Below are 26,644 nucleotides of genomic sequence, written 5' to 3'. Positions count from 1 at the left end.
GAAAAAACACGCTTAAAAAGATGAGCTCGCGCGCGGCGCAAAGGCTTAGTGCAGCTCGGCGAAATCACTCAGCACATCGTCGCGCAGGGCGATGAAGCGGCTGTCACTGCGGTTGCGCGAGCGCGGTAGATCGATGTCGACAATGCGTCGGATGCGGCCGGGATTGGGCTGCATGACCACCACCCGATCGCCGAGGAATACCGCCTCATCCACATCGTGGGTGACCAGGATCATGGTGATTTTTTCCTTGAGCCAAATGTTTTGCAGCTCGCCCTGCAGGCGCGCACGGGTCAAGGCATCGAGTGCACCCAGCGGTTCATCCAGCAACAGCACGCTCGGTCGGTTGACCAGGCCGCGGGCTATCGCCACGCGTTGCGCCATGCCGCCGGATATCTGATGCGGATAGGCATCGATAAAATCGTGCAAGCCGACCAGTTCGACGTGCTCGCGCACAGTGTCGCGTTTCTGCCGGGCGCTCAGGGGTGAGTTCTTGAGGCCAACAGCGACGTTCTGCTCGACGTTGAGCCAAGGGAACAAGCGGTGATCCTGAAAGACGATGCCGCGTTCCAGGCCAGTGCCGTCAATGGGTTTGCCATCGAGCAGGATGCGCCCGTCGTATTCTTCGTCCAGGCCAAGTATCAGTCGCAGCAGCGTGGATTTGCCGCAGCCACTGGCGCCGACGATGCTGATGAACTCGCCCGGTGCAATGTCGAGCTGGATGTTGTCGAGTACTTGCAATTGAGTCGAACTACCCGGTCGGGAAGCGAAACGCTTGCTGATGTTTTCCAGGGTCAGGCCGTTGTTGAGCATGTTGCGATCCTTTTGAAAGTGCCAATCAACGAGGAGCGATGCCATACAGGCGCTGCATCCGCCGCTCAAGTGTCCGCGCCAATGCGTTGAGGCCCCAGCCCACCAGGCCGATAATCACCATTCCAAACAACACCAGGTCCATCATGAAATGTTCGCTGCCATCAATCAGCGTGTTGCCAATCCCCTCCCCTGATACCAACAGGTACTCCGCGCCGATGGTCGCCAGCCAGGAATAGACCAGCGCCAGGTAAAGCCCCGTGAAAATCGACGGTAAGGCGGAAGGCAGCATCACCCCGATGATGGTTTGCCAACGGGTGAAGCCATACACCCGCGCCACCTCCAACAGGTTGGGCGGGACGTTGCGCAAACCGTCACAGGTATTCACCACCACCGGCACCAGTGCTGCCAATGACAAGAACACCACCTTGGCCACATCGCCCAGGCCGAACCACACCGAGATCAACGGAATCCAGGCGAACAGAGAGATTTGCTTGAAGGTATTGAAGCTCGGTCCGACTAATCGCTCGAAATACCGCGACAGGCCCAACAGGCAACCCAGTACCAGGCCCAGCGTGGTACCGATAAAAAAGCCACTGAGGTTGCGCGCCAGACTGGCAGAAATTGCCCGCCAGAATTTGCCCGAGGCCATTTGATCCCAGGCCGTAGCAGCGACTTTTTCTGGCGAAACGAACAGCCCCGATTGGCTCCATCCCTGGTTTGAAGCCAGCCACCAGACGGCTATGGCGGCAATGGGCAAGATCCAACCGCGATATCGGCGGCTACCGCGACCGACTGACAAGATCGCACTCATGACAGGCGCCCCCCGGCAGTTGGCCGCCCCCGATTGAGGCGTTTCTCCGCGTAATCGAAACCGCGGTCTATCAACAGGCCCAGCGCACCCACCACCACGACGGCCGCCATCACCATGTCCAGTTGAAATAGCTGACGCCCGTAGACGATCAGGTACCCCAGCCCCTCACTCGATGCCACCAATTCGACCACTACCAGCGATAACCAGGCTTTGGTGAAGCCCAGACGCAAACCGGTAAACAACGTCGGGATCGCCGCAGGCAAGACGATGGAGGTGACGCTTTGCCGACGACTGAAACCGTAGGCCCGGCCGACTTCCAACAACCCTTTGGGCGCCTGGCGGAAAGCCTGCAAGGTACACAGCGTGATCGGCACCAAGGCCGCCTTGGCAATCAGCACATACTTGAGCGTCTCACCGATACCAAACAGCAACAGGGCAAACGGTAACCAGCCCAATACCGGTATTTGCACCAGTGCGTTGAAGGTGGGTAACAGATAATCCTCCAGGGTCCTGGACAATCCCATGGCCAGGCCCAGAGCGATGCCGATCAAGGCGCCCAATGTAAATCCGACGACCACCCGCTGCAGGCTGGCAGACGCGTTGAGCCAGAGATCACCGCTGGAGACCAGGTCCGACAAGGTCTGGTAAACGTAGACGGGTGGTGGCAGAACCTGCTCTGAAAGCCAGCCGCGTTCCACCCCCAGGTACCATAAGCCCAGCAACACCAGCGGCAACAGCCAGGGCAAGGCCTTGTCACCCAGACTGACGCGCCAGGCTGAGGTGCGCGACACCTCAACCTTGCGTACTGGGCGGGCCGGTGACGGTGGAAAACGTTTGACGTTATCGTTCGGTGCCGGCGCCGTGTACGGCTCTAGTCTGACGGTCTGTGCCCTGGCCATTTACCTAGCTCCCTTGCTTGCTGGTCGCGGCCGCTACTGCATTACCAGCCGGCTGTTTGCCATCCGGTCCGTAGGGCGTCCAGTAATTCTCAAGCCCCTTGGTTTTGAGGGATTTCTGCAAATAACGGGTCTCGAACCAGCCATCGATACTGACGGGGCGACGGATCAGTTTTTCTTCCTTGGCTTGATCCGCCACAGCCTGATAGCGACTCAGCAAGAAGTTGTCGACCAGAGGCGAAGCCCTGTCCCTGATGCTGACCCCGGTAAAGTCGGCGCGCAGTGATTCTGCAGGCTCATTACTCTTGGCCCATTCAGTGAAGACCGCGTCACGATGGCTGTCTTCCGACGTCCATTTCGCCGCGTCCACTAGCGTATCGACGACCTTTTGCACGTTGTCCGGGTGTTCTTTTTCATAGCCCCCCCGAACCACCAGTGCAGTCTGCCGGGTGTAGCGCACATCCTGAGTGGGATTGTCGTAAACGATGTCGATCAGGCCTTTATCGCGCAGTTTGAACAGTTCGCGACCGCCAAATGCGGCATCTACCCCATTGGATACCAATGCAGCTTGAGTGCTGCCGGTATCGAGGTTGATCACCTTGATTTCGCGTTCGGTAAGACCGTGCTCCGCCAAGAGGTTGATTGCCACCAGGTGGCCGTTGGTGCCACGAAACAGGGCGACTTTTTTGTCTTTCAGATCCTCAATGCTTTTGATGGGAGAGCCCTTGGGCACGGCCAGGTAAAGATTGGCGCGTACGCCCAATGCCGCCAGCAACTTGGTGTCCAGTCCATTGGAGCGCCCGACGACTGCGGGCAGATCGCCCTGGTAAGCGAAGTCGAGTTGCTGGTTTGACAAGGCTTCGTTGACAGCCGGCCCCGCCCCCTTGAAGAAGAACCATTGCACCTCGGTTCCGCTTCCAGCGAAGGCTTTCTCCAACAATTGCTGGTTACGCACGATGCCCAACGTCGAGCCACTGAAGGTGACCGGGTCACCGCCGCCCGCCGTCGCTACACCAATACGCACTACATCAGCCTGGGCCAACGGTACCGCCAGTACCACCGCGAGCGCGGCAGCGATGCGGCCCTTGCGAAACAGGAAATCAGCTTTGAATGAGGCCATGGACACGTCTTCCTTGAATCAATGAGAGTCGGCCGGTCAGGCGGCGAGATGTTTTTTGTCGGCTTCGGTTTTCGGCGAGCGGGTGTCCGGGCTTGGCTTGATCGCCTGGCTCAAGCGACCATCCACCCCCACCGGCACATCACCGTCGATGGTGGTCCGGCGCACGATGCGCTGGGCGTCGCCGTAGTCGTTGATCGCAATGTGCTGCGTGGCGCGGTTGTCCCAGATCACCACATCGCCCTCCTGCCAGCGCCAGCGCACAGTGTTGTCGACATGGGTAATACGGTCGTGGAACAAGCGAATCAGTTGTTTCGAATCACCATGACTTACGCCCTGTATCTGTTTGACAAAGTGCCCCAACAACAAACTTCTTTCACCCGACTCCGGATGCACCCGCACCAATGGATGTTCAGTCTCGTAGACTTCAGCCGCAAACTGTTCGCGATAACGTTTAATACCCGACTCATCGGTATTACGCGGCGCCGCATAGTCATATAAGTTGGTGTGTAACGCGCGCAGATTATCTGCAAGTTGTTTTAATGGCTCGGGCAAATCAGCGTAGGCTGCCGCCGTATTAGCCCATACCGTGTCGCCGCCGTAAGGCGGAATGACCACACCGCGCAAGATGGATATTTTCGGGTAATTGGCAACGAAGGTCACATCGGTATGCCAGGAATTGGCCCGGGTTTCCTTGGCATCAAGGTTCAGAATGGCGGTGCTTTGCTCAGCAGAACGTACGGTTGGATGCGGCACCTGGTCACCGAAGCGCCGGGAAAAGGCTTCGTGTTCAGCGTCATCCAGATGTTGGTCGCGAAAGAACAGAACTTTGTATTTCAGCAGTGCTTGATTAATAAACTCGAATTGTTCAGCACTGATATGTCCATCTAATTTAACGCCTTCCAATTGCGCGCCAATTCGACCCGCGACCGGTTTGATTTGAATTGCCATCGAGCTACCTCCTGTCTCACGAGTTGTTGTGAGACAGATCATAAAGACATAAAAGCAGCCCTGACTAATCACAAATTATTATAAAGATATAAGTGCATCCATATGCTTAAGCCTCGATTAAATTCAGCGAAAAGCTATAAGACCACGGTTATTAGCTAATTACTTTTTAGTTGAATAGACGAACGAATATCGATACGAGTATCCGTTTCGATAGCCGTCTTTGAGAAAGGGTATCAATCGGCCAATCGCAGCCAGCTTCCCTACTTTGACCTGGGTACATCAAGGGAAGAGCCAGGTCGACCCGAAGGCCGCCCCGGCGCTCACTCACTCTCCGGATCAACCTTGGTCTGAGTCAGGTACCGGTCCAGCGTCGCATTAGCGTCAGGCGTATTATCCCCCGCCACCTGCCACAACTTCCGCTCAATCCCCTGCGCCAGCAAATGCCCCACAGCCGACTCAATCGCCGACAACACACACAACTGCGCCGGCTCGTTCGTGGTGTACCCCACCTCAGCCTCAAGCAACTTCTTGAACTCGATAAACTTGAACACCCCCGCACTGCGGCCAACGGAATAAATCGTCTTGCTCGTCATCACGTTAGCCAGCACCTGCCCACTGCGCACATCCACCGCCCGCAAGTTCACCGTCACCTGATCCACCCGATACTCCCGGGAAATATCGATCCCCAGATAACGCGCGCCCTCCCCGCCACTGCGCACATTGGTGTCATAGGCAATGACCCCGCCCTCGAGCATCATGTTCGCCGCTTGCAGCGGAGGCAGCTCACCCTGGATATTCACCGGCGTATTAGGTTTTTTTTGCGAGGCACGAATGATCTTGCGCTCGGTCAGCAGGTTCTGCAGACCTTCACGTTCCAGCACCACAAACCAGCCGCTGGCCTGCAATGCATCCATCAACATACTCGCCGCACCCTGAGTCACACTGGTCGAAAACGAACTCGCCGGGGTCGGTTTGTATTGCCCCGTCTGATCGCGAAAACCGTACACCACTGCCATCAACCGGCCCTTGGGTCGAGGCAAGGCCAACAAGTCGTAATAGGTCGACGCCCGAGGTGTCAGGGTCGGGGTTTCGGTGTCCTGCTCGGCCGACATCGGCTGACGCAGATTACAGCCTTGCAACATTGCCACCATCAGCCCTAGCGCTATTATTTTTTTCATATCCCTAACTCCCCATCGTCCCAAAACCCCCTCAAGGGGCCAGGCCATTCACCTGAATTTCCGACACTTCACCGGTCGATCGGTCCGTCACTTCAATGGTCAGTGCACCGGAGTCATCGACAACGTTGACGATAAAAGCGTCGGTAGAAAGGCTCCCCGAGTTGCCCGAGGATATGTTGTCCAGCACTTGCCCCAGCAAGCGTGATTGCAACTGACTGGTGAACCGCTCCAGGGCCGAAGTCCCGGCCACAGCGGTGCGGCTTTTCAGGTCAGGGTCGTCGTAGTCGTTCTGCGCCTGGGCGTTGTTGAGCAGCCAGGTGCCGTTCAACGGGTTGCCGCCGAACGAGGGGTTGATGGGGGTGTAAACCAACTCCGTGGCCTGGACCACGCTACCGCTTCCAAGCCCGAGCAGTAGCATGCCGGTGCACTGCAAGAACGTTTTCGTTTTCATAATTCGTCCCTCTCCAGGTCCGTAGTGTCTTGCAATAAAGCCTCCAGCTTCTGCCGGACAATCTGCGCGCGGACCAAGTCGGCTGCCTCATAGGCCTCGTCCTTGAGTTCCACGGTGTTTGGCGGCAGGAAGCGCCGATAAACCAGCCGCTGCCGAAATTCCACGGTCACCAGGCTGCCCCAACGCGCCGATGGACGTTCGCGGACCACCAGGTTGAAATCCATCCGGCTGGAGGCACGCAGTCGTTCACTGAACGAGTAGTAAAAGTCGTGGCCGATGTGCGAGATCGTGTCATCGACGATGAAACCGAGCATTTCGTCCTCTTCAGCGGCGCTGGCGAAGGACGCCACGCACGTGAGGATCACTGCCGCCAGCCAGCGCCTCGTCATGGCGCCAGTGCCTGAGGGGTCTGGGACTGAGGCTTGGGCCCGGACGCACCATCATTGAAGGCTTTCTCGGCCACGAACTGCCAGTCCTTGTAGCTCGCCATCCCGGCGAAATCGGACCATTGACTGGGGAAGTCAGTCTGCTTGAGCGGCGTGTCCGTCGAGGCGCTGCTGAGGCCCGTGATGCGCCCATCGAAACCGCGCATCAACTCCCATTCACCTCCTCCGTTAATCGGGTCCGGGTACAACTGCCGCAGATGGTGCTTGGGCGATGGGAAACGCTCGTCCTGTATCAAGTCGGCCAGCTCTTTGGGGTACTGCGCAAGACCTGGCGAACTGCGGTAATAGCTGCGCAGTGCCTGGGCGTATTGGGTCCCGACCCACAGCAATTGGCGTTCGCGGTCCCGGCGCGAAGCGGTTGCCCACAACTCGCCGGCACTGGCCAGGCCCATGCCCATGATCATGATCAGAAACAGCACACCGAGGTAAGTGAACCCCGCCTCGTCGGCCGGCTTACCACTCGGAATACAGGCTGCCATCATGCGCCCTCCCGGTGGCTCCACTTTTGATATCAGCCACCCCGCCCGCCACGCCGTCAGGGGGCGCGACCAAGACCCAGGTGTCCTTGCGCTCGGCAATCGGATCCGTCGGTGAATTGCGCAGATAACGCTTTTCGACCAGTTCATCGAGCGAATCGGGATAGCGCCCTGTGTCGCCGTAATAGTGGTCCAGCGCTTCACGCATGGCCGACAGGCTCTGGCGCAACGTGGTCTCTTTCGACGCTTCAAGGCTGTTGAAGTAGCGCGGCAAGGCGATGGTCATCAACGTCGCGATGATTGCCATGACCACCATCAGTTCCAGTAGGGTAAAACCCTTTTCTCGACGCATATGCTCACCACTCCCGGTACGCGATGCCGTTGAGCCCTTTGCCGCGGGTCTTGGAATAAACGTCAAAGACGTCTTCGCCCTCCTGCGGGTTTTCAGCCGAACTGTCATAAGAGCGCACGCCCCAACCACCGTCGTCGTCACGCTTGACCGTGGCCAGCGGGTCATGAGGCACCCGACGCAAAAAGTAGAACTTGGCCCCCTTGGCGCTGCGCACATCGCGCACGCCGTCCACCAACACTTTGAGGTTCGGTGGATAACCGCTGCTGTTGAGCGTCTTCTCGATATAACCGGCATCAAAGGCACGTTTGTAGGCGTCGATGGCGTCGCGAATCTGGTACAGCGCGGCGCGCATCTCTTGCTCTTTGCCCCGGCGCACCACGGTCTCGGTCAGCGGCGCGGCCATGCCGGCCAGCAGGCCGATCAGGGCCAGCGTCACAACGACTTCGATCAAGGTAAAACCACGTTGCGAGGCGTTCATGATCAAGGCTTCTCAATGGTCACTTGAGTGGTAGCGGCCGCCACCGGCCGGCCAACGGTCACTTGAGTGGTGGCTGCCGCCACCGGCCGGCCAACAGTCACTTCGGTGCTGATGCCAGTCATTGGCCGATCAATGTGCTCATTCTGGATCTGCGGTTCCATCCGGCGGTCCGGGGCCTGGATGTGCATGCTGGTTTCGGTACCGGTCGTGAATTCCATGTCCGATGGGCTCTGGTACGGCAGGTTGCGCACGATCCGCGGGGTAATCGACAGCACCAACTCGGATTTGCTGACGTCGTCCTTGTTGCTGCCAAACAAGCGGCCCAAACCGGGAATGTCGCCAAGGCCGGGAATCTTGTTGCCGGTGCTGCCATGGTCATCACGCATCAGGCCGGCGAGAATCTGGGTTTCACCGTCATGCAGACGCAGCGTGGTTTGTGCATTGCGGGTATCGACCTGGACCGGAATGGTGCCCTGAGCGGTCGGCGTCAGCGGCGTGGCGTTACTGACTTCGAGCGCGATCTTGATCGCCACTTCGTTGTTCAGGTGCACGATGGGTTGCACTTCGAGCTTGAGACCGACGTCAAGGTAGGTCACGCTTTCGGTGATCACCGGGCCCTGGGTCGAAGGCACCGAGGTGGCGCTGATGATCGGCACGCGCTGACCGATGTGGATGCGCGCCTGTTCGCGGTTGCTGACCCGAATCACCGGGCTGGCCAGGGTGTTGATGTCTTTGTCCTGGGCGTTGATCTTGGCCTGAGGCGATGGGTTGATGGTGATCCGGCTGGAGTCGATGCCTTTGAGTTGATCGAGAACGGACACCGCCGAACCATCGCTATTGATCACGCCGAAGGTGTTCGGCCATTGCAGGCCAAGGTCGAGAATCCGCTGGGTGGCGACTTCCATCACTTCCACTTCCAGTACCACTTCCGGATTGGACTGGTCTTGCGATTGCAGGAGCTTTTCCGCCATGCGAACGGCGTCTTCAGTGTCGCGCATGGTCAAGGTGTTGAGGCGTTCGTCGACAAACACGTCGCGGGTCTTGAGCATGGTTTTGACCATGTTCAGTGCGGTGTTCGCATCAATGCTGGTCAGGTAAAACGTGCGCATCACCAGCTCTTGGTAGTCCTTGAGTTTCTGTGGTGAATCCGGGTAGATCAGCAAGGTGTTCTCATTCACCACTTTCTGGTGCAACTGGTTCTGTTGCAGCAGCAGTTGCACGGCGTCCTCAATGCGCACGTCACGCACGAAGATCGTGGCTTTCATGTCCGGGCGCAGGTCTTTGTCGAAGATGAAATTCAACCCTGCCACCTGGGACAAGACTTCGAAGATGGTTTTCAAGTTGGCGTCGCGAAACTCCAGGGTCACCGGCCGGTCCAGACGAGTACGCAGCTGTGGGTACGGCACCACGTTGCGGCTCTGCACCAGGCGGATGTTGCCTTGCAACTCCATGGCCCCCTCGTTCTTGGGGTCGAGTTCGAGGATCTGTTTGACCTGACGGTCGGCACCGTAGATATCGCCACGGCGCAGATCGCCACGGGCCAGTTCGAGTTTTTCATCCATGCTGCGCAGGTAGTCGAGTTGGTGCAGCGCGTCCTGGGCGCGACGGTTGTTCGGCTCGATGTTCAATACCCGGTGGTAGGCCATGCGCGCCGAAGCAAAATCGCGTTGTGTGCGGTCCATGTCTGCCTGGGTCAATAACGTCTTGACTGCCAGGGCACGTCCGCTGTTGAGGGCTATGTGCAGTTGAGTATCGCGAGGGTCTTCGCGCAACCCTTCCTCAATGCGTGCCAGGCCGGCTTCATACTGCCCTGATTCGATCAGTGCAGTGGCCTCCTGGTTAGCGACCTGCGCCGAACTGCACGCAGCCAGCGCTGCAGTGATGCAAACGCTCAACAGCAAACGGGATCTGTTCATTGCGCGCTCCCCACAGACAAAGTCTGGGACAAATGCAGAGGCAAGTAGACAAAGCTGAGTTCCATATCGGATATCCGCTCGATCTTCCATGTGTCGTCGATCACATCCCCTTTGCGTACGACGTATATTTTTTCGCCGCTCAGCAAAAATATTTGCAGGTCGGAATGGTCATCAAGCTTGCCAACGAACTGGAATGGCATCGGCGGTACGCTGGGGGCTTGTACCACCGGGGTCTGGTTGACGAGTTGTTGTTCGGTGACGCTGGCCAGGGTCGGCGCCGGCTTCCAGCTGCGGGAGGAAAACAGGTCGCCGGAGGGGCTCAGGTCCTTGATCACCGCCGGTTTGCCATTGGCGGATGCCGCCGACAGCGCGCCACCGGTTTTGCTTTTGCCGGCGGTTGCCACGGCGGTGGACGAATTATCACCGTCGTCCGCCTGCTGGAAGTATTGAGGCCCCCAGGCCAGCCCCGCGGCCACGCCGAAGAACGCCACCCAACCCGCTACACGTTTGGTATTCATCATGACCTCGACAGGTAAAGGGTCATGCGGATCCGCCCGGTCAGGTCGGTGTCGGCGATCTTTTTACGCTGCAACTCCAGGTCCTCCACCACCACCGCCGGTAACTGGCCGAGCAAGGCGTGCAGGAAGCGCCGCAGTTGCGGATAGCTGCCCCGCACCGGCAGCAGAATCTGGTAACGGGCCAGGTGCGTCTTGGGGTCGATGCCCAGTGAGTACTCACCGCGGCTCAGGGTGATGTGTTCCTGCGTGGCCAGTGCGTAGATTTTGTCGATGGCCACGGTGGCCTGAGGCTGGGCCGGCAGTTTGCTGCGGAAGTCGTCGAGTTGGCGCTGCGGCACCACCGGGGCGGCGACGCTGCCGTCTTCAACCTTGGCCAGGTACTCGCCGGCTTCGCGGGTTTGCTGGCTCAGCTGTTGCAGCGCTTGCCAGTCCGGCATCAACGCGCCCAGGCCATACACCAAGCCGACCACCAGCAGCGCCATGCCCGCCAGACCAGGAACGCCCAGGCCTTGCAGGTATTCGTGGACGATCAATCTAGGGATTCGCATCGCCGATCTCCCAACTGGCCGACAGGTTGAATTGCACCGGGTGTTCCGGCACGTTGGCGACGATTTCGTGGCTGAGCAACGACACGTCGGACAGCTCTTCGCTGGCTTCCAGACGCTGGTGAAATTCGAGCATGGCTTCCAGATCCCGCGCCTCGGCGCTGATCCGCACCTGACCTTTGCGTGCGTCCGGGGTCAGCGCCAGCAAGGCGATGTTGTCGCGCGGCATGGCTTCGAGCATGGCGAACAGACGCTCCCATGGCCGGCGCAGTTGCTGTGAAACCTTGCGCATTTCCGCCAGGTTCTGTGCCTGCTCGCGGGTTTCGGCCGGGGTCAGCGTGGGTTTGCTGCCGGTGTCTCCGGTGAGGACACGCTGGGCGTGCTGCAAATGTCCTTGCTGCTGCGAGGCCTCGTCATTGAGGTGTTGCTGGACGAAGACGCACACCAGCGCCAGTACCACGCCACCGCCCAGCAAGCTCCAGCCCAATGGACCGGAACGGCGACGCGGCTGGAAGTCGAGCATCAGCGGGCGCATGTCAGGCCACCGCCCGGGACATGACGTACAAACTGTCGCGTACGGATGCCTGGTCTTCTTCAAGGGTGCGCAACTGCACGCCCGGCACGTCTGGATGTGAGTCGATGCGGGCCGGCGCATGCAGGTAGAGATGGAGCGGCCGTTCGCTGGTGGAGGCCTGCAATTGGCTTTCACGACCGATCAGTGCGGTCAGTGCGGCATCGCTGTCACTGCTGCCCACCGAACGCACCGACACCCAGCGCCCTTCCCGCGCCAGCAACAACACACTGCGCACCGGTTCGGCGACCACAAACAGAAAGTCGCCGTGGTCAAAACTCTTGTCGAAGTGGTTGAACGCGGCCATCAAGTACGGCTGCACCGAACGCAAACGCAGACCGCGACCGCTGACCAGGCTGCGCAGGCGTGTCAGCAGGTCTTGCGGCAGTGCGGTGGCGATGCGGTCGTAACCCGCAGGCTCGGCCGACAGCACCATGCTCCAGGGCTGGGTGGGAACACCATAAAGGTCTTCGAAGCACAGTTGGGCGAACCCGAGCAGTTCGTCGGGGCTGCTGATCGCTTCGCTCCAGGGCACCAGGCAAAAACGGCTGAAGTGTCCGGAGATCACCACGCAAAGCTCCGCACCGGCAGGCGCGTGCTCGCCCAGCAAACGGTCGAGGGTTTCGAGGGCGACGGCCCAGGCATGGAAGCCTTCGTCGATGAAGCCGACGCTGCCCAGCCACAGGGTTTCGCTGCCACGGCGCTGGCCAAGGCCAACACCACTGGCGCCGAGTACGGCGACATATCGATCACGAGATAAAAGTGACACGATTGATCTCCTCCAGCGTGGTCCGCCCCTGCTGCACCAGTTCCAGTGCCGACTCGCGCAGCAGGCGCAAGCCACGTTTGCAGGCGTGGGCCTTGATTTTCGAAATGGGTTGGCGCTCGACAATCATTTGCCGCAGCTCGTCGTCCAGGTGCAGCAGCTCGGCGATCGCACTGCGCCCGCGATAGCCCGTGCCCCGGCAGTGGCCGCAGCCCTTGCCATGCACAAACTGGTAATGCCCGACCTGTTGAGGGTCGAGGCCCGAAGCCAGCAATTCATCGTCGGTAGGGGTGACAGGCGCGCTGCAACTGGCGCAGACCAGTCGGATCAAACGTTGCGCCAGCACCGCGTTGAGGGCCGACACCAGGCTGTAGGGGTCGATTTCCATTTGGGTGAAACGGCCGATCACGTCGAACACGTTGTTGGCGTGGATGGTGGTGAACACCAGGTGCCCGGTGAGCGCCGATTGCACGGCGATTTGCGCGGTTTCAGGGTCGCGGATTTCACCGACCATGATCTTGTCCGGGTCATGACGCAGGATCGAGCGCAAACCACGGGCGAAAGTCAGGCCTTTCTTTTCGTTGACCGGGATTTGCAGCACGCCCGGCAGTTGATATTCCACCGGGTCTTCAATGGTGATGATCTTGTCCACGCCGTGGTTGATCTCGGTGATCATCGCGTACAACGTGGTGGTTTTACCGCTACCGGTAGGCCCGGTGACCAGCACCATGCCATAAGGTTCGCTGGCCAGGCGCCGTAGTTGGCGCAGGGTTTCTTCTTCGAAGCCCAGCGCCTGCAATTGCACGCCGCTGACCTTGTCGGCCAGGTCCTGTTTGTCGAGCACCCGCAACACGGCGTCTTCACCGAAAATGCTCGGCATGATCGATACCCGGAAGTCGATTTGCCGGCCACTGATGCCGATCTTGAAGCGACCGTCCTGGGGCACGCGTTTTTCGCCGATGTCCAGTTCGGCCATGACCTTGACCCGGGAGATGACCTGCTCGGCGAACTCGCACCCCTGGATTTTACTGATGTTGTTCAGCACGCCATCGATCCGGTACTTGATCACCAGACCGCTGCCGGTAGTGCCCAGGTGGATGTCACTGGCGTGCATTTTCAAGGCGTCGTAGAGGGTCGAGTTGACCAGTTTGACGACGACGCTGGAGTCTTCGCTGATGCTGGTCAGGGACAGGCTTTGCAGGTTATCGATTTCGATGGTGCCATCGGATTGGGCATTGAGCGACTCCACCGCGTGGAAGCTTTCTTCGTGACGGGCCAGGTAGGCCTTGAGGTCATCGGCATGCACCAGGTACAGCGGCGCACCGTGCAGGCAGTCGTCGATCCAGGCCAGGCGCGCCGTATCAAACGGGTCGGCAAACACGCCAATGACCGCATCGTCGTGGCGCAGCAGAATGAATTCGCGCTTGAGGCATTGGGCCAGGGTGACCCGGTCGAATACCGGGGTGGACTTGAACAGGCTGTCGGTGTCGAGCACCGGATAATGCAGGGTGGTGCCCAGGCACTGGATGAAGGGCATCGGGGCCAGTTCGCATAACTCCCCGAGGGCGTCCAGGACCCGTTCGCCGGAACTGCTGGCCAAGGCTCGCGCCTGAGCCAATTGCTCACTGGAAAAACGAGACGGCACACAGTCCAACAACGCCGGTTCGACGGCAACCAATAGACGGTCCATGGCAAGCTCTCCAACGCCCGGGGCTTTGAGCCCTGTCGGCGCGGCGAGTCATCGCGGCGGATGCCGGAACGTCTTGTCGCGCCATTACTCCCCGGTGAGCAGTTGTTCGTCGTCTGGCGCCATGGAGGCCGATGTACTACGTCGGCGATCCGCAAGCACCCAACTACCGTCGTACAACTGCAGCGGGAAACTCTCGGTCCTGCTCTGGCGTCGTTCGACGAAGCCTTCAGAACTGCTCACACCCGCTTTGGGTTCGCGTTGCCTCCCCAGAAGATCAAGTACTGCACGCGCCAATTCCGCCAATGGAAACGGTTTGAACAGAATGTGGCTGACTCCCAGTTGCCGGGCCCGCTCGCATACCTCTGCGGTTGGATGCCCTGTAATCAGCACAAAGTGACACTTCTGTTTCTGGCGGATGGCATCGAGCACCTCAAAGCCTTCCATATCCGGCAAGCGGTAATCGAACACCATCACATCGGGTGCGAAATCGTCAGCCTCTACGATTCCTTGTGCACCATCGTGAGCAATCCGGACCTCCAACTCTTGCGCCTGCAGGTAACCCTGGAGGTTTTCCGCAAGAAGTTGCTCGTCATCAACAACCAGTATTTTGTTCAACAAGGTCGACTCCTTGTAACCGCAGGTCCGAAATTCGTGCCTGGGAGTACGCGCCTTCAATCAGGCTAACGCACACTTCATGCCAGACTCGGAGCCGGTTTTTCGCCGACTCATCTCTTTGATTTCCGTGACAAATCTTTTTCGCCCGCGTACCCCTTCCCCCAAACACGGGGAAGCGCTTGAATTTACGCGCAAGCTTTCCCCACTTTTGGGGGGAGTACATTCAATCATCATCAATCCGCTCGATTCGATTACTTGATCGAAGTTGCGCCAAAACCTGTAGGCGAGCCTGGGCCTGATGTTGTCGGGCAAGGTAGGCCCGGACCATTTCAAGACCCTGCTGCTCTGAGACATCGGCCGCCTCCACGTGGTTCTGAAGAAGTATTAAGTGCCAGCCCAATGACGTGCGCACGGGCTCACTGACGGCACCCGGCGCCAGGGCAAACGCTGCCGCTTCGAATTCAGGCAGCATGCGCCCACGAGGGAAATAGCCCAGATCGCCGCCTTCACTGGCAGAAGCGTCTTCGGAGCCGGCCCGGGCAACGCTGGCAAAGTCTTCACCCTGGCTGATTTTCACGCGCATCGCGCTTAAGCGTAGACGTGCCGCTTCAACCGTGGCGGCATCGGCGCCCTGGGGCACTTTGATCAGGATGTGCCGGGCCTGGATTTCTTCGGGCCGGCCCATGTCGGCGCGATGTTCCTGGTAAAACGCCCGGACCTGTTGTTCATCCGGCTGGCCCACCTGGATCAGGTCGGCAAAGATTCGCTGGGCCGCCAGCTCCCGGCGGGTGTATTCGGTAAAGCTGGCCTCGTCAAACCCGGCATCCTGGAGCCTGCGGGCAAATACCTCGGGGCCGCCAATCGCTTGCCGGGTCTGTTCGACCTGGCTCTGCACTTCCGTATCGCTGATCACCACGCCACGCTTGACCGCTTCCTGCCACAGCAATTCCTTGTCGATCAGCGCTTCCAGCGCTTTCTGCCGCAATTGTTTGTATGCCTTGGGGTTACGAATATTGCCCACCGCCCGGCCCTGATCCTCCAGGAATTCGGCGAAGTAACGCTCCAGGCGAAACTCGGAAATCTCTTCGCCATTGACCCGCGCGGCAGCCGGGCCGTTAGTGCAGAACGCCACCGGGACCCACATCGTCAGCAGTATCAGTACCGTGTTGAGTTTCATGATCGGCCTCCGGTCAGGGCATGGCGGCAATGGGTTTGTAGGGGGCAACCAGGAAAAAGCGCTGGTCGGGCAGGTCCACCGTGACGACGTGTGCTCCGCGCAAGCCCAGGCGACGGCCCGGGCCAAAGCTGATCAGCGGGGTCAGGCCGGTATCGAAGTCGTGCAGACCTTCCAGGGCATTGATGAGCTTCTCGCGGCTGGCATCACGTCCGGCCTGCTTCATGCCTTCGCTGAGCAGCAGCATCGAACTGAAGGCGCCCACTTGCAGCACCGCGTGCTGACCGCCAAGCCCCTGGTTTTCGCGCAATTGCGTCAGCGCCAGGCGCCCGGCCAGCGTCCAGTCACTGGGCACGAACGGGTAGGCCAAAAACAACCGCCGGGAAAACCCGCTGGGCACTTGCAACACGTCACCGGCCACCTGATTCGAAGCCGCAAACAGGTAAGGCACCTGCCCCGCCGTCTGCAACCGCTCGGCCAAACGACTGAAGTGACTGCCGCTGCCCAGGTAAAACACCGAGCGCGAGCCCAGCGGCAGGTCGTCCTGCGCAGAGTCGTAGGCTTGCAACCGCACGTGTTGCCAGGCGTGATCTTGCAGGTATTGGCCGAGGTTCTGCGCCGCCAGCCGCTGGTTTGGTTCGTCCGGGTAGGTAATTAGCGTCGGGCCCTGGAGCACACGCAAACTGGTGGCGGCGTAGTCAGCCAGGGCGATCAGCTGTTCGCGAAGACCCGGCAGCGGTTCGAAAATCTGCCGGCTGGACTGCGCCGAGCCTTGCAACGAAAGCGGCCCGATCAACGGGACTCCGGCCTGTTCCAGGCGTGCCGCCAGGTCCGAATCCAGCGCTGGCGCCAGCGGTGCGATCAGGGCGAACACCTGTTCCTGTTCAATCAACTGGCCTAGCGCCTTCTCGGCACTGGCGCGGGTGGGGCCAGGATCGAGGATGGTCAGGCGCAATTGCCGGCCATGAATCCCCCCCGCCGCATTAATCCGCAGCACGCTGCCCTTGAGCACGGCCGCCACCGTTGCGCCCTCTTGCGCCAATGGTCCCTGACTCGGCAACAACGTGCCCAGGTGCAACGTGTCAGCGGTCAAACCGGGATCGCGGTCATCGGCCACGCGTTTGAGGTACGCCGTCAGGTTGCGCTGATCCTTCATCGACAGCACGAACCGGGGCATTGCCGGGTCGAGCCGATTGTTGGCTGAATCGCGACCTTCCTGAATGGCACGCGCCAACGCACCCTCGGTGTAGGCCGGATAATCGCGGCCATTGATCTGTTCCTGGCCGTAGCGGCTGGAAAGGCGCGACCAGCTGATGTCCGGTGGTCGCACCCCGCCTTCCGGCCGTCCCTGTCCGTCGGCCCCATGGCAGTTGGCGCACGGCAGGCTGCTGGCGGGCAGCACCATATCGGCCGCACCCACTCGGGCCATGACCGGCTCTCCACTCTCGGACACACCTTCGCGGTACAGCCGCTTGCCCGCGCTTTCGCTCGGGCTCAGCGTCAACGCCTGGACGGCGAAAGGGACGCCGCCCAGGAGCAACAGGCCGAGAATCAGGACAGTTTTCATGGCGCGCTCAGCGACCGGCCACGGGCATGGTCAGCAACTGCAAGCGCTGAGCAATGGCGGCAGCCGGAGCATCGGGACGGATTTTGCTCCAGCGCTTGTTGGCCACATCACCGACGATCAACTGCGTTGAATGCTGTTCGGGGGTCGGCACGATCTGGCCGATGCGCCCCAGGACAAGGTCCATTTGCGCCTTGTCGCCGGTAAGAAAAAACCAGTGGGGCCCATCGACGCCCTGTTTCAAGGTGTAAGCCTTGAGTACCGCTGGCGTATCGCGCAGCGGGTCACTGGTAAGGGAGATAAAGGTGATGCCATCCGCCTTGTCACCCAGCAACTCACGCACTTCCTTGAGTTTGCGGGTGATCAGCGGGCAGGCATCGTTGCAGCTGGTGAACATCACGTTCAGCAGCACCACGCGGTTTTGCAACGCGTCACTGTAGAAACGCAGGGTTTCGCCGTTCTGGTCCTGTAACGGCGTGTCGGTGAACCAGGTTTTTGCGTCGTGCGTGCCGGTCGCCGGTTGTGCGCCAGCCACCGTTGGCGCGGGTTCTTCGTGCCCTTCGTGGGCGAGTGCCAGTGAACTGAACAGACAAACAGCCACCGTCAGGGCAATCCGGTCGAGAGTTTTCATGGCTGCTCCTCCATGGCAATGGCGGTGTGTTTGGCGTGGACATTGCGCTGGCCGCTGAGTTTCTCGACCTCACGGGTCAGCACCGCCGGGTCGGTAAAGCCGTAGTAGCGTGTCCAGTGACGGCTGTTGCCGTCGCCGACGAGAATCAACGGCTGATGGTTCTTGAAGTCGCCATTGAACGAGCCCAGGCCCTTGAGGGTTTCATTGATCGACTGCGAACTGCCGGTCAGCCAGCTCCAGCCCGGGCCGTTCTGAAAATTGCGGGCGTAGTCGTTCAGGCGTTTGGCGTCGTCGCGCTGCGGGTCAACACTGATCGACACCAGTTGCACCTCACCACCGACCCGCGCACCGAGCTGCTTTTGCACCTTGCCCATGATCGAGGACACCACCGGGCACACCGTGGTGCAGCTGGTATAGATGAAGCTCATGACCACGATCTTGTTACGTACCAGGTCCTTTTCCAGGCTTACCGGTTTACCGTTCTGGTCCACCAGCGCCACATCGGCGAACTTCACCTGGGCGCTCTCGGAACTGGCGCTTTTGGCCGGCATGTCGTGTCCGGCATGCTCGTCCGTCGAGTGCGCCAGGGCTTGACCCAGACCGGCAGTCAACAGACACAACATCAGCAATCCACGGTTTGCGAAACGGTTCATGTCCATGTCCTCTTCAGTTCGCATTGCCGGGCAGAACCCGGACGCTGGCAAAAGTCTTGTCGTCAAAGTTCGCCCCCAACGACGCCGCACGGACGTGCAGGTACCAGGCGCCGTTCTGGTCCAGGGTCACCGGGGCTTCATAAATGCCGTTACCCACTTCGAGGGCGGCGACTTCCTGAGCCCGTGAAGTCGGGGCGCGGAAGTAGCGCACCTGAACATCCTTGACCCCGCTGCGCTGGGCCTTCTGCTGGCCCTGAACGATACGAAAGCGCACCACATAAGGACTGCCGAGGGCGGCCGTTGACTTGTCGAGCATGAACTCCACTTTCGGCACGCCGGGGTGTGAGGCGAGTTGCTTGTCGGGTTCAACCAGCGCCGTGAAGCAATGGATGATGTTCGGTTGATTGAGCAGGAACGCCACGTCGAACCGCCCGGCCGCCGGCAACTTGATCCGCGCGCTGTACAGCCCCGGTTCAACCTCGCGCAAGCTGCGGTCGATGACCATCGCCGCCCGCGCCACTTGCCCGCGGTTGGGGTAACCGGACATCGGCGCGTTCATGCCTTCGGCGTAGAAATAGGTGGTGTTGTCCACCGGGTTGACCACGAACACCGCGTTGTCGTCCCGCGACACCGCCAGGCTCGACGCCAGTGGCAGATCACCGGCCAGCCGTGGCGCCTGCGGGCCGGCTTCGAAACCCTGGCTGATCGGCGTGCGACCTTGCCCCAGCGATGACAGGTTGATCATCGTGACTTTGGCCGAGGCGAGCCCGCGCACATAGGCATAGGCCTTGGTGAACACCACTTGATAGGGCTCGGTCGACACGTTCAGTTCATGGATCAGCGAATCGGTGGCGGCATCGATCACCGAGGCCTGGTTTTCCAGCGTATTGAGCACGATGCCGAATCGACCGTCAGCGCTGAACCCCATCGGCCCAAGGCCCTGCCTGACCTTGATCACCCGGCGCACGTCCAGGCTGGCACCGTCGACCACGGTCACGGTGCCGTCCTTGCCATCGGCGACATACACCGCCTGAGACAGCAGCGAGTACGCCACCGACAACGGGTGCGAGCCGGTCTTGAGCTGCTTGCTGAGGGTCAGGCTGGCGATGTCGATGATGCTCAGCGTGCCGTCGTCGCGGTTGGTGACGAAGGCAAACCGGCTGTCCTTGCTGAAAGCAATTTCGTGATGGCCGGCGCCAGTGGCCAGGTGTTTGAGGGGCTTGAGGCTGCGGGTGTCGATCACCGTGACCCCGGACTCCTCCGCTTTCGACGCATTGTTGCCAACCCACAGCAGGCGCTCATCGGGTTGCAGGGCCACGCGAACCGGGTTGCTGCCAGCGGCCACCGATTCCAGCAACTTGAATTGCTCACTGTCGATCACGGCCACTTCCCCAGCCGTTGGCATCGACACGAAGACGCGTTTGTTGTCCTTCGGAGTGATCCAGTCCATTGGCGGTTGTTTGATGTTGATCCGCGCCATGGTGCTGGTGATGCCGCCCACCGACACCGACGGGTCGACCACCGAAACGCTGGCATCGCGGTTCATCACCAGCAGGAAGTAGCTGTTCAAGTCCAGCAGTGGCCGCGCACCGATGCTCGATTTGAGGAACACTCCGACCCGCGATTTGCAGCTTTGTTCGCGGCCCTGGGCCTGGTCGGCGGCGACGGTTTCGGGGTCGAGCCAGGCGCCGGGGTTGACGCCCGACAACGGCTGGCCCGAGGCGCTGTCATTGACCCGGAACTGCACATCGGCAAATTCGCCTTCGCGCAGTACACCGTCCTTGGCCAGCGGTTTGACTTCAAGCGCTACGGAGACCCCGTCACGCGACAGGTTCTGGCCGCTCCAGGTATCCGGCAGCGCGACCTCGCTGAGCATGTCCGGCGGCATCGTGCGCCACACGCCCAGCCAGATCAGTGCCGACCCCGCCACCAGCGCGAACCCGGCCAACTTGATAGTCCTGGTCATCCCGCTCTCCCCTTCAGATCTGTGTCTGCCTTCGAACCCTGATCCTGTGGCGAGGTCGCTTGCGCCCTCGCCACGGCCATGTTGCTAAGGTGCCGGAGCCGGCTCTGGCTCGTTGGTCACCCGCAACAATCCCCACAACCCAGCCGTATTGCCGTAAGCCGCGTAATCACGGAACAGGTAGTCGCCCGGTATCGCGTTGCTGCCCCCGGCACTCGGGTGCATGAAGCTGAAGTGCGCCGCCGGCAGGATGCTTTCGTGGGCGCCGATGTACATCGACATCGGGTTGTAACCGAACCGCACTGAACCCACGCCGGGGGTTGCCATCGGGTAACCGCCGGTGTCGCTCTTCTCCGACTGGAACGGGTTGACCGACCAGACGTGACCGTCCAGCTGAAAGGTCGAACCACGACTGCCACCGGTGGGCATCAAAATGTGGGTACGGAACGGTTGCCCCGGTTTGACATACAGCACCGGCGTCTGCGGATCGCCCCCCACCAACGCATTGCTGTAGGCCATGTGCGCGTTGGGGACATCGCCGTAGCCGTAGCCGCCGGCGTGACCGAATGGCGCGTCAGGGGGCAGGCCAAAGCGGAACCACATCGGTTCGGTTTTGTAGTTGATGGCCATGCTGGAGTTGTCCTGCGGATCGGTCGGCACGCCGGCTTCTGCGGCAATACCTTCCACCGGACGACCATTGGCCCAGCGCATGTTCAACGCCTTCTGCCAGACCATCGCGAAGTCACGGTAGGTGGTTTGCCCCGGCGCGGTGACCGTCGCATTGACCTTGCGTGCGTCTTCAACCCAGGTCGCGCCCATCGGCAGAATGCTCATCGCTCCACCGAGGCCTTTTTGCGGCTGCTTGATCACGTCCGCCGGGGTGAAATTCAACCCGCCGAACTCGATCGCCGTGGCATTGATGTTGTCGACACTGCGCCCCAGTTGCGTGATCGGCTTGCCTTCACGCTCCAGGTGCCCGGCGTAGTACTGATAGGTACGAGTCGGGTACGCCCCGGTGTTGCCAACGCGTGGCGGGACGGTCTGGATCGGGTTGGTGCCGACGTTGGTGCCATCGGACTTGGTGATGTCGTAAGCCAGCAATTGTGCGTGCAGCCCCACTGTACTGGACGGCCGCAACAGGTTATTGCTGAAGGTGGTGGAGCCTTCGCCACCGTTGCGGTCACGCTTGACCATGCCCATCACCGAGGCCATCTGCGCCAGGTCCGGCATGACCGTCGGCAAGCGGTTTTCCAGGGTGATGTTGATGCAATCCCCCGCCGCCGCACGCAGCACCAGCGGCTCGACAGGCACACCAGGCTTGAGCTTGCCGCTGACCGGGTCCAGATCGGATTTGCGCACGTACAGGATCGCGGTCGGATCATGCAACGGCCCGCTCTGCCCGCCGATGGTGAAGGTCTCGCCATCTTCAGGGTCGGTCACGGTGACTTGGGGAATGCTCACCGCACGCGAGTTGTACACCAGCGTACCGCCCGCCGGATTCAGCGGCCCGCCGACATGCTGGCCGAGCCCTTCCGGATCAGCGATGGACAGGTTCAGCGGATTGCCGAGGATGTCGTTGGCCAGCGCCGCGACCACTTCATAGTTGCGTTGCACAGTGGGCCGAGTGCCGATGCCGTTCGGGTTGGCGCCGATCCGTGGGCAAGTGCCCTCGAAGGCCACGGTGTTGCGCATGCCGGCCGGTTTCGCGTTGTTCGGCAGTGCGAACAGGTCGTTGCGTTGCGCGGTGTAGTTGCGCATCACGCCCCAGATGCCGCTCCAGTAACCTTCCAGAGAAGCGTCCATCGAGTACAGATAATCCCCGGTGGTCGCCGCCGAACTGGACAGCATCGAGACCGGCGCGATGAAGCCCATCTGCTCCGAGATCCCGATCATCTGCGACGAGCGCCAACCGGAGTTGGAACTGTTGCCGAAACCGGAACCGCTTTGCAGCCACTTCACGCCATGCAGGGTCACGTTGTGCTCTTCTTCATGACCGCCGGCATGCACCCGCAGCCGCACATTGTCACCGGTGTAGGTGCGCAGCATCGGGGTGAACGGGTCACCCGGTTCCGCACCGCCCTTGTTGATGTGCGGCGGGAACTGCGTGGTGCCACCGGTCGGGCCGGTCGCTGCGGTGATCAGGTTCGGCGCCAGGTTCATCGCCGGGATCGCGCGGTCGGTACGGCTTTGCATGGCATACGCCAGGTCGCCGCCGAGGCCGTCGGCCTGCATTCCGCGCTTGCCGTCCGGGCCGATCTTGTTCGGGTCGTACACCCGCAGGGCCAGCGGTTCGTTGCGGTAATTGACCACGAACATCCCCGGATCATCCACCGAGATGGCTTGCGGGCACGGCCGGCTTGGACAGCCGGGCGTCAGTCCACCGCGCGCTTCAACCACCTGCTCAAGCAGGGTCTCGGCTTCCTTGCGCACCGGCGGATTGATCGCGTAGCGGAAGCTGTCGGCGGTGGCCGGGAACGCTTGCGCATTGGGCACGCCATTCGGGCCGGCGCCCACGTACACGCCGGCTTCATAGGCGTGCTGGAAGTCACTGTATTCGAGGAAGAACTCACGGAAGCTGTCGTTCTTGCCGTCGCCGTCCAGGTCACCGGTGGACACCACCGCTTGCCACGACGTTGGCCCGCCGTCCTGCCGCGCGCCGCTGTACAAAGGCTCGCCGGTTTCGGCGTGGAACCAGGTGGAACCGGCCGGTTCTGCCAACACGGTGGCGTACAGACCGATCTGTTGGTGCGTCGATGGGCCTAAGTGGTCGTGGGTGAAAATGGTGCCCAGGCCACGGTCGACGCCCTTGGTGTTGACCACCGGGTCGACGAACCAGCGCTGCATCGCCGTGCGCGCACCCACCCAGTCGGCCCGGCCATATTGACCAAAGAACGGATGCGACTTGGCCACTGGGCAGGCTGGCGTGCCGTCACGCGGGTCGGCGCCTTCGCACTGGTTGAACTGGCGAATGGCGTGGATGCGCTCTTGCACGGCACCGGGGGAAAGCACGCCATCTTCGTAGTTCCAGCCGTTGGCCGAACCGTCAGCCGCCGTCAGGTCCCATTTAGGCAAGTGAATGTGCTGACCGATAACGTCAGTGGGCGTGCGCACCTGATAGTCGTCCATCTCGTAGGTGGCCGGCACCAGGTTGGTTTGCTGGTACTGCACGCAGTCGAAGGTGTTCATGCGCATCACCAGAGGTTCTGGCGGACGCTGTTTGGTAATCACCGGCCAGGCGTCTTCCCACAGCGCCAGGATGCGTGCCTGCGGGAAGTGGTAACCGACCTTGTTGTACACCGCGTCGAACTGGATGTTGGCCGCTTTATAGATGCGCGGCCGGTCGGCGGTGAAGGTCGAGGCACCGGTGAACGACAGGCCGTCGGCCTTTTCACCGCTATTGAATTCGCCGGTGCCGGCACTGCTGGTCAGGCGTTTTTGCCGGTCATCCATGCACGGTTCGTAATACGGCGCTCCCGCCGTTGGCAATGCACCGTTGGTGCGGAAGTTACGCGCCACCACCTGATTGCCCGGCAGAACGGCGTAGCTGGGGTGTTCTTTTTTGGCATGGAACGCCATAGCTGCCTGTTCGACTTCAGTGCCTTCTTCAGGCATGTAAATCGGTTTGGCGCGAGTCACTTCCTTGGAAAAATCCAGGGAGGTGGTCACGGTGTGCGCTTGGCCACCGGAGGAGAAACCGTCCAGTGAGTGGCGACCCAAACCGCCGTCCCAACCACCGGACTGCGCGGGGTCAAGGTTGGCCCACAAGGCATTGCCACTGCTTTTCAGGGTTTGCGCCTTGGCGGCGTCGAGCATGTCCAGCGGTGGGGTTGGCGGACGTTGGCCGACCGAACTTTCCATGCCGCCGATCCAGAACGGATAGCCCGGGTTTTTCAGGCTGCCGTCGGCATTGCGATTGGCTTCGCTGCGGTCCACCAATGCCAGGGAACCGATGGCTTGCACACCACCGCTGCCACCGTGATGTTCGCCGTCGTCATCGCCCTCCTCATCATCGTCGCCATGACTGGCCACCAGGCTTTCGCCGATCTTCGGCACGACGGCGACTTTGCCCGGCATCGGCGCCATGGCTTTGCCCGGCAACGGCACGACGGCTGGAATCGGCGTACCGGCAATGATCTCGCCATCGGGCAAGGCCCGTGCGCCCGACGCCGGTTTACCGCTGCGCAAGGCATACGGTTCGCTGTGATAACCGTCGGCACCCTGCTGGGACACTTCGAGTTTGGTGCCTTCCTCAAACACATCGTGTACCCGCCACATGGCCCACATGCCTTGGGCAAAGTGCGGGTAGAAGTGACAGTGATAGATCGCATCGCCCGCCACGCGGTTGCGGTTGCCCGACCCACCGTTGGCGATTTCGTAGGTGTAGCCGGCACCTGGGCCAATGCCTTGGGCGTCGACATAGTCCGAATTGTCGTCGTTGGGGTTGAACAGCCATTGATGCCCGTGCAGGTGGAAGATGTGCTGCTCGTGGCCGTTGTGCGTGTTGCGGAATTTGACGAAGTCGCCGATGTAGCTGTGATTGACGTTGGAGGGTTCGGACGGATACAGCGCCATGGTCGCCTTGACCCCGACCTGATCGGCACGTGGTGTTTCACCCGGACGAATGTTTTCCAGGCCGGCGTTGGCCGGTACGTCCACCAGCATCGCCACGTCCCCCACGGTGTGGGAACTGAGGAAGAATTCTTCATAGGCGCACGACAGGCAATCGTGCATCGGCCCCACGCCCAATCGGTTGGCCACCACCTCGGCGCCCATGCCGCCAGAGCCGTAGTTGATCATGAACGAGTCGCGGGTCGGCTCCAGCACGTGGGCCATTACCGGGTCTGCCCAGTACGCAGGGAATGCCTGGGTCGCGGCGGTTTCATCCTGGAACTGCGAGGCGAAATCGCGGAACGGTTCCAGCCTATTGGGCAGCGCCGGATTGCGCTTGCCGATGGCTTCCAGCGGATAAGTCGAGGGCGGGAAGCTGCCGTCGGCGTTGCTGCCCATCACGATCGCGTCACTCTCGCTGGAGATGATTTCGTTGCCGTCGACCATGTTGATGATCGGCGTGCCGGCCTTGCCTTCACGGATCCACGGTTCGCGCTGCGGATAGCGCGCCTGGTAATCGACAATCGGCTGACCGGCCGGAGTGCGGCCGGTGCTGGCCAGGCGCATCTCTTCTTCGGTCACGGTGTTGCGATAGGTGCGGCCACCCTTGGGCACCACCACCACTTCGCCGAACAGGCCGTTGGCCACGTTGCCCGCATCGCCCTCCCCACCAAAAGTGGCACCACGGCTGCTGGCGGCAAACGCGCCTTCACGCTCGGCGTACAAGGTGTAGGAACGGGTGGCGCCTGGCGGGATCAGGGAGTTGGCGTTGCGCCCGGTAAAGGAGGCGATGTCGTCAATGCTGTTGACGGCTTGCAGGCCGTTGACCTGGAAGCCGACATGCCGGTCTGTGACTTGCTCATCGACCTTGAAGTCGTCCACATTGCCAACTTCATTGCCTTCCTCCCCCTCGGGCTCCGCGCCTTCGTGTTTGCCGGGGTTGGCCTGATACGTCAGCAGGTTTTGCAGATTGATCGTCAGGCAATCACCGGCGGCCACTCGCAGCACCAGTGGGCGCGGACGCTTGTCGGGCCGCAGCGAGACTTTGCCCGGCACTGCCGCGCCACCCTGGGCGAGGGACATATTGCGATCGTCAACGACATCGCGGCGCAAGGCGAACATCATGCCGTTGGCGTTCTGTGCACCGAGGCGGTTGAACATCAGCGGCTGATCCAGTGCCACGACGTTCGCCACCAGATTGCGTTCGCAGCGCGCGGCCGCTTCGGCCAGCTCGATACCGAGCATCGGTGCGAAAAACAACAACAGGTTAAACACATGATGAGCGTGGGGTATGCCGGACATAATCACGGGCCTCGTTTTAAATGCTCACAGGGAATAATTCTCGACTGAATGCCCTTGAGCAATCCTCATGCCAAATATATTTTTCTTTTTTTTCAGTGCTTTACGTTTACGACTTAATAACTCGGGGGATATTCCCCACTTATTCCCCACTTTTCTGCCGGG

Annotated in this window: 24 protein-coding genes; all 24 read right to left on the bottom strand. The window is 60.7% G+C overall.

What is annotated here, in order from left to right; all coding sequences use genetic code 11:
• Positions 1–45 precede the first annotated feature (45 nt).
• Positions 46–810 (bottom strand): ABC transporter ATP-binding protein, encoded by a 765-nt coding sequence (locus LOY55_RS12010; RefSeq protein ID WP_046027959.1) that lies wholly within the window; start codon positions 808–810, stop codon positions 46–48.
• Positions 811–835: 25 nt separating this feature from the next.
• On the bottom strand, positions 836–1,621 hold the full coding sequence (locus tag LOY55_RS12005; RefSeq protein ID WP_046027960.1) for an ABC transporter permease: 786 nt from the start codon (positions 1,619–1,621) through the stop codon (positions 836–838).
• Complete coding sequence (locus LOY55_RS12000; protein ID WP_223524188.1) at positions 1,618–2,520, bottom strand: ABC transporter permease; 903 nt, start codon at positions 2,518–2,520, stop codon at positions 1,618–1,620. Before LOY55_RS12000 ends, LOY55_RS12005 begins: the two co-directional genes overlap by 4 nt.
• A 4-nt stretch (positions 2,521–2,524) precedes the next feature.
• Positions 2,525–3,637: an ABC transporter substrate-binding protein gene (locus LOY55_RS11995; protein WP_223524190.1), complete on the bottom strand. Its 1,113-nt coding sequence runs from the start codon at positions 3,635–3,637 to the stop codon at positions 2,525–2,527.
• A 36-nt stretch (positions 3,638–3,673) separates the two neighbouring features.
• Positions 3,674–4,585: a TauD/TfdA family dioxygenase gene (locus LOY55_RS11990; protein ID WP_109787763.1), complete on the bottom strand. Its 912-nt coding sequence runs from the start codon at positions 4,583–4,585 to the stop codon at positions 3,674–3,676.
• A 320-nt stretch (positions 4,586–4,905) separates the two neighbouring features.
• A complete protein-coding gene (locus tag LOY55_RS11985) occupies positions 4,906–5,763 on the bottom strand; it encodes a CsgG/HfaB family protein (RefSeq protein ID WP_109787764.1) in 858 nt (285 codons plus the stop codon).
• 31 nt (positions 5,764–5,794) lie between these two features.
• Positions 5,795–6,214, bottom strand: a complete 420-nt coding sequence (locus tag LOY55_RS11980) for a curli assembly protein CsgF (RefSeq protein ID WP_046027965.1) — start codon at positions 6,212–6,214, stop codon at positions 5,795–5,797.
• Positions 6,211–6,603, bottom strand: coding sequence for a curli production assembly/transport protein CsgE (gene csgE / locus LOY55_RS11975; RefSeq protein ID WP_109787765.1), 393 nt, complete (start codon positions 6,601–6,603; stop codon positions 6,211–6,213). The genes LOY55_RS11980 and csgE overlap by 4 nt, the downstream gene beginning before the upstream one ends.
• Positions 6,600–7,139, bottom strand: a complete 540-nt coding sequence (locus LOY55_RS11970; RefSeq protein WP_046027967.1) for a type II secretion system protein — start codon at positions 7,137–7,139, stop codon at positions 6,600–6,602. The genes csgE and LOY55_RS11970 overlap by 4 nt, the downstream gene beginning before the upstream one ends.
• The gene (locus tag LOY55_RS11965; protein WP_046027968.1) at positions 7,114–7,488 is read right to left on the bottom strand and encodes a type II secretion system protein; all 375 of its coding nucleotides are present in this window, start codon (positions 7,486–7,488) and stop codon (positions 7,114–7,116) included. Before LOY55_RS11965 ends, LOY55_RS11970 begins: the two co-directional genes overlap by 26 nt.
• A 4-nt stretch (positions 7,489–7,492) precedes the next feature.
• A complete protein-coding gene (locus LOY55_RS11960; RefSeq protein WP_223524193.1) occupies positions 7,493–7,966 on the bottom strand; it encodes a type II secretion system protein in 474 nt (157 codons plus the stop codon).
• Between the two features lie 2 nt (positions 7,967–7,968).
• Positions 7,969–9,882, bottom strand: coding sequence for a secretin N-terminal domain-containing protein (locus LOY55_RS11955; RefSeq protein WP_046027970.1), 1,914 nt, complete (start codon positions 9,880–9,882; stop codon positions 7,969–7,971).
• Complete coding sequence (locus LOY55_RS11950; RefSeq protein ID WP_223524196.1) at positions 9,879–10,400, bottom strand: hypothetical protein; 522 nt, start codon at positions 10,398–10,400, stop codon at positions 9,879–9,881. Before LOY55_RS11950 ends, LOY55_RS11955 begins: the two co-directional genes overlap by 4 nt.
• On the bottom strand, positions 10,400–10,948 hold the full coding sequence (locus LOY55_RS11945; protein WP_077430391.1) for a GspMb/PilO family protein: 549 nt from the start codon (positions 10,946–10,948) through the stop codon (positions 10,400–10,402). The genes LOY55_RS11950 and LOY55_RS11945 overlap by 1 nt, the downstream gene beginning before the upstream one ends.
• Complete coding sequence (locus LOY55_RS11940) at positions 10,935–11,480, bottom strand: PilN domain-containing protein (protein ID WP_046027973.1); 546 nt, start codon at positions 11,478–11,480, stop codon at positions 10,935–10,937. The genes LOY55_RS11945 and LOY55_RS11940 overlap by 14 nt, the downstream gene beginning before the upstream one ends.
• Position 11,481: 1 nt before the next feature.
• Positions 11,482–12,285 (bottom strand): hypothetical protein, encoded by an 804-nt coding sequence (locus LOY55_RS11935; protein ID WP_223524199.1) that lies wholly within the window; start codon positions 12,283–12,285, stop codon positions 11,482–11,484.
• A complete protein-coding gene (locus LOY55_RS11930; RefSeq protein ID WP_109787769.1) occupies positions 12,266–13,972 on the bottom strand; it encodes a GspE/PulE family protein in 1,707 nt (568 codons plus the stop codon). Before LOY55_RS11930 ends, LOY55_RS11935 begins: the two co-directional genes overlap by 20 nt.
• 84 nt (positions 13,973–14,056) lie before the next feature.
• Entirely contained in the window at positions 14,057–14,590 is a 534-nt protein-coding gene (locus tag LOY55_RS11925) for a response regulator (RefSeq protein WP_046027976.1), read from the bottom strand.
• Between the two features lie 220 nt (positions 14,591–14,810).
• Positions 14,811–15,764, bottom strand: a complete 954-nt coding sequence (locus tag LOY55_RS11920; RefSeq protein WP_077430392.1) for a peptidylprolyl isomerase — start codon at positions 15,762–15,764, stop codon at positions 14,811–14,813.
• Positions 15,765–15,777: 13 nt separating this feature from the next.
• The gene (locus LOY55_RS11915; protein ID WP_223524202.1) at positions 15,778–17,328 is read right to left on the bottom strand and encodes an ABC transporter substrate-binding protein; all 1,551 of its coding nucleotides are present in this window, start codon (positions 17,326–17,328) and stop codon (positions 15,778–15,780) included.
• 7 nt (positions 17,329–17,335) lie between these two features.
• A complete protein-coding gene (locus tag LOY55_RS11910) occupies positions 17,336–17,956 on the bottom strand; it encodes an SCO family protein (RefSeq protein WP_109787772.1) in 621 nt (206 codons plus the stop codon).
• A complete protein-coding gene (locus LOY55_RS11905; RefSeq protein ID WP_077432163.1) occupies positions 17,953–18,609 on the bottom strand; it encodes an SCO family protein in 657 nt (218 codons plus the stop codon). Before LOY55_RS11905 ends, LOY55_RS11910 begins: the two co-directional genes overlap by 4 nt.
• A gap of 13 nt (positions 18,610–18,622) precedes the next feature.
• A complete protein-coding gene (locus tag LOY55_RS11900; RefSeq protein WP_223524205.1) occupies positions 18,623–20,575 on the bottom strand; it encodes a YncE family protein in 1,953 nt (650 codons plus the stop codon).
• Between the two features lie 84 nt (positions 20,576–20,659).
• Positions 20,660–26,482, bottom strand: a complete 5,823-nt coding sequence (mnxG, locus tag LOY55_RS11895; RefSeq protein ID WP_223524207.1) for a manganese-oxidizing multicopper oxidase MnxG — start codon at positions 26,480–26,482, stop codon at positions 20,660–20,662.
• Between the last annotated feature and the right edge of the window lie 162 nt (positions 26,483–26,644).

This window comes from Pseudomonas sp. B21-040 (assembly GCF_024748695.1).
Classification (GTDB): Bacteria; Pseudomonadota; Gammaproteobacteria; order Pseudomonadales; family Pseudomonadaceae; genus Aquipseudomonas.
The sequence above is the reverse complement of the archived record's forward strand: the minus strand, read 5'-3'. Positions and strand labels throughout refer to the sequence as shown.

Coding starts and splice junctions, on each gene's coding strand:
- LOY55_RS12010 (WP_046027959.1), bottom strand. CDS start 810: ATGCTCAACAACGGCCTGACCCTGGAAAACATCAGCAAGCGTTTCGCT.
- LOY55_RS12005 (WP_046027960.1), bottom strand. CDS start 1,621: ATGAGTGCGATCTTGTCAGTCGGTCGCGGTAGCCGCCGATATCGCGGT.
- LOY55_RS12000 (WP_223524188.1), bottom strand. CDS start 2,520: ATGGCCAGGGCACAGACCGTCAGACTAGAGCCGTACACGGCGCCGGCA.
- LOY55_RS11995 (WP_223524190.1), bottom strand. CDS start 3,637: ATGGCCTCATTCAAAGCTGATTTCCTGTTTCGCAAGGGCCGCATCGCT.
- LOY55_RS11990 (WP_109787763.1), bottom strand. CDS start 4,585: ATGGCAATTCAAATCAAACCGGTCGCGGGTCGAATTGGCGCGCAATTG.
- LOY55_RS11985 (WP_109787764.1), bottom strand. CDS start 5,763: ATGAAAAAAATAATAGCGCTAGGGCTGATGGTGGCAATGTTGCAAGGC.
- LOY55_RS11980 (WP_046027965.1), bottom strand. CDS start 6,214: ATGAAAACGAAAACGTTCTTGCAGTGCACCGGCATGCTACTGCTCGGG.
- csgE (WP_109787765.1), bottom strand. CDS start 6,603: ATGACGAGGCGCTGGCTGGCGGCAGTGATCCTCACGTGCGTGGCGTCC.
- LOY55_RS11970 (WP_046027967.1), bottom strand. CDS start 7,139: ATGGCAGCCTGTATTCCGAGTGGTAAGCCGGCCGACGAGGCGGGGTTC.
- LOY55_RS11965 (WP_046027968.1), bottom strand. CDS start 7,488: ATGCGTCGAGAAAAGGGTTTTACCCTACTGGAACTGATGGTGGTCATG.
- LOY55_RS11960 (WP_223524193.1), bottom strand. CDS start 7,966: ATGAACGCCTCGCAACGTGGTTTTACCTTGATCGAAGTCGTTGTGACG.
- LOY55_RS11955 (WP_046027970.1), bottom strand. CDS start 9,882: ATGAACAGATCCCGTTTGCTGTTGAGCGTTTGCATCACTGCAGCGCTG.
- LOY55_RS11950 (WP_223524196.1), bottom strand. CDS start 10,400: ATGAATACCAAACGTGTAGCGGGTTGGGTGGCGTTCTTCGGCGTGGCC.
- LOY55_RS11945 (WP_077430391.1), bottom strand. CDS start 10,948: ATGCGAATCCCTAGATTGATCGTCCACGAATACCTGCAAGGCCTGGGC.
- LOY55_RS11940 (WP_046027973.1), bottom strand. CDS start 11,480: ATGCGCCCGCTGATGCTCGACTTCCAGCCGCGTCGCCGTTCCGGTCCA.
- LOY55_RS11930 (WP_109787769.1), bottom strand. CDS start 13,972: ATGGACCGTCTATTGGTTGCCGTCGAACCGGCGTTGTTGGACTGTGTG.
- LOY55_RS11920 (WP_077430392.1), bottom strand. CDS start 15,764: ATGAAACTCAACACGGTACTGATACTGCTGACGATGTGGGTCCCGGTG.
- LOY55_RS11915 (WP_223524202.1), bottom strand. CDS start 17,328: ATGAAAACTGTCCTGATTCTCGGCCTGTTGCTCCTGGGCGGCGTCCCT.
- LOY55_RS11910 (WP_109787772.1), bottom strand. CDS start 17,956: ATGAAAACTCTCGACCGGATTGCCCTGACGGTGGCTGTTTGTCTGTTC.
- LOY55_RS11905 (WP_077432163.1), bottom strand. CDS start 18,609: ATGAACCGTTTCGCAAACCGTGGATTGCTGATGTTGTGTCTGTTGACT.
- LOY55_RS11900 (WP_223524205.1), bottom strand. CDS start 20,575: ATGACCAGGACTATCAAGTTGGCCGGGTTCGCGCTGGTGGCGGGGTCG.
- mnxG (WP_223524207.1), bottom strand. CDS start 26,482: ATGTCCGGCATACCCCACGCTCATCATGTGTTTAACCTGTTGTTGTTT.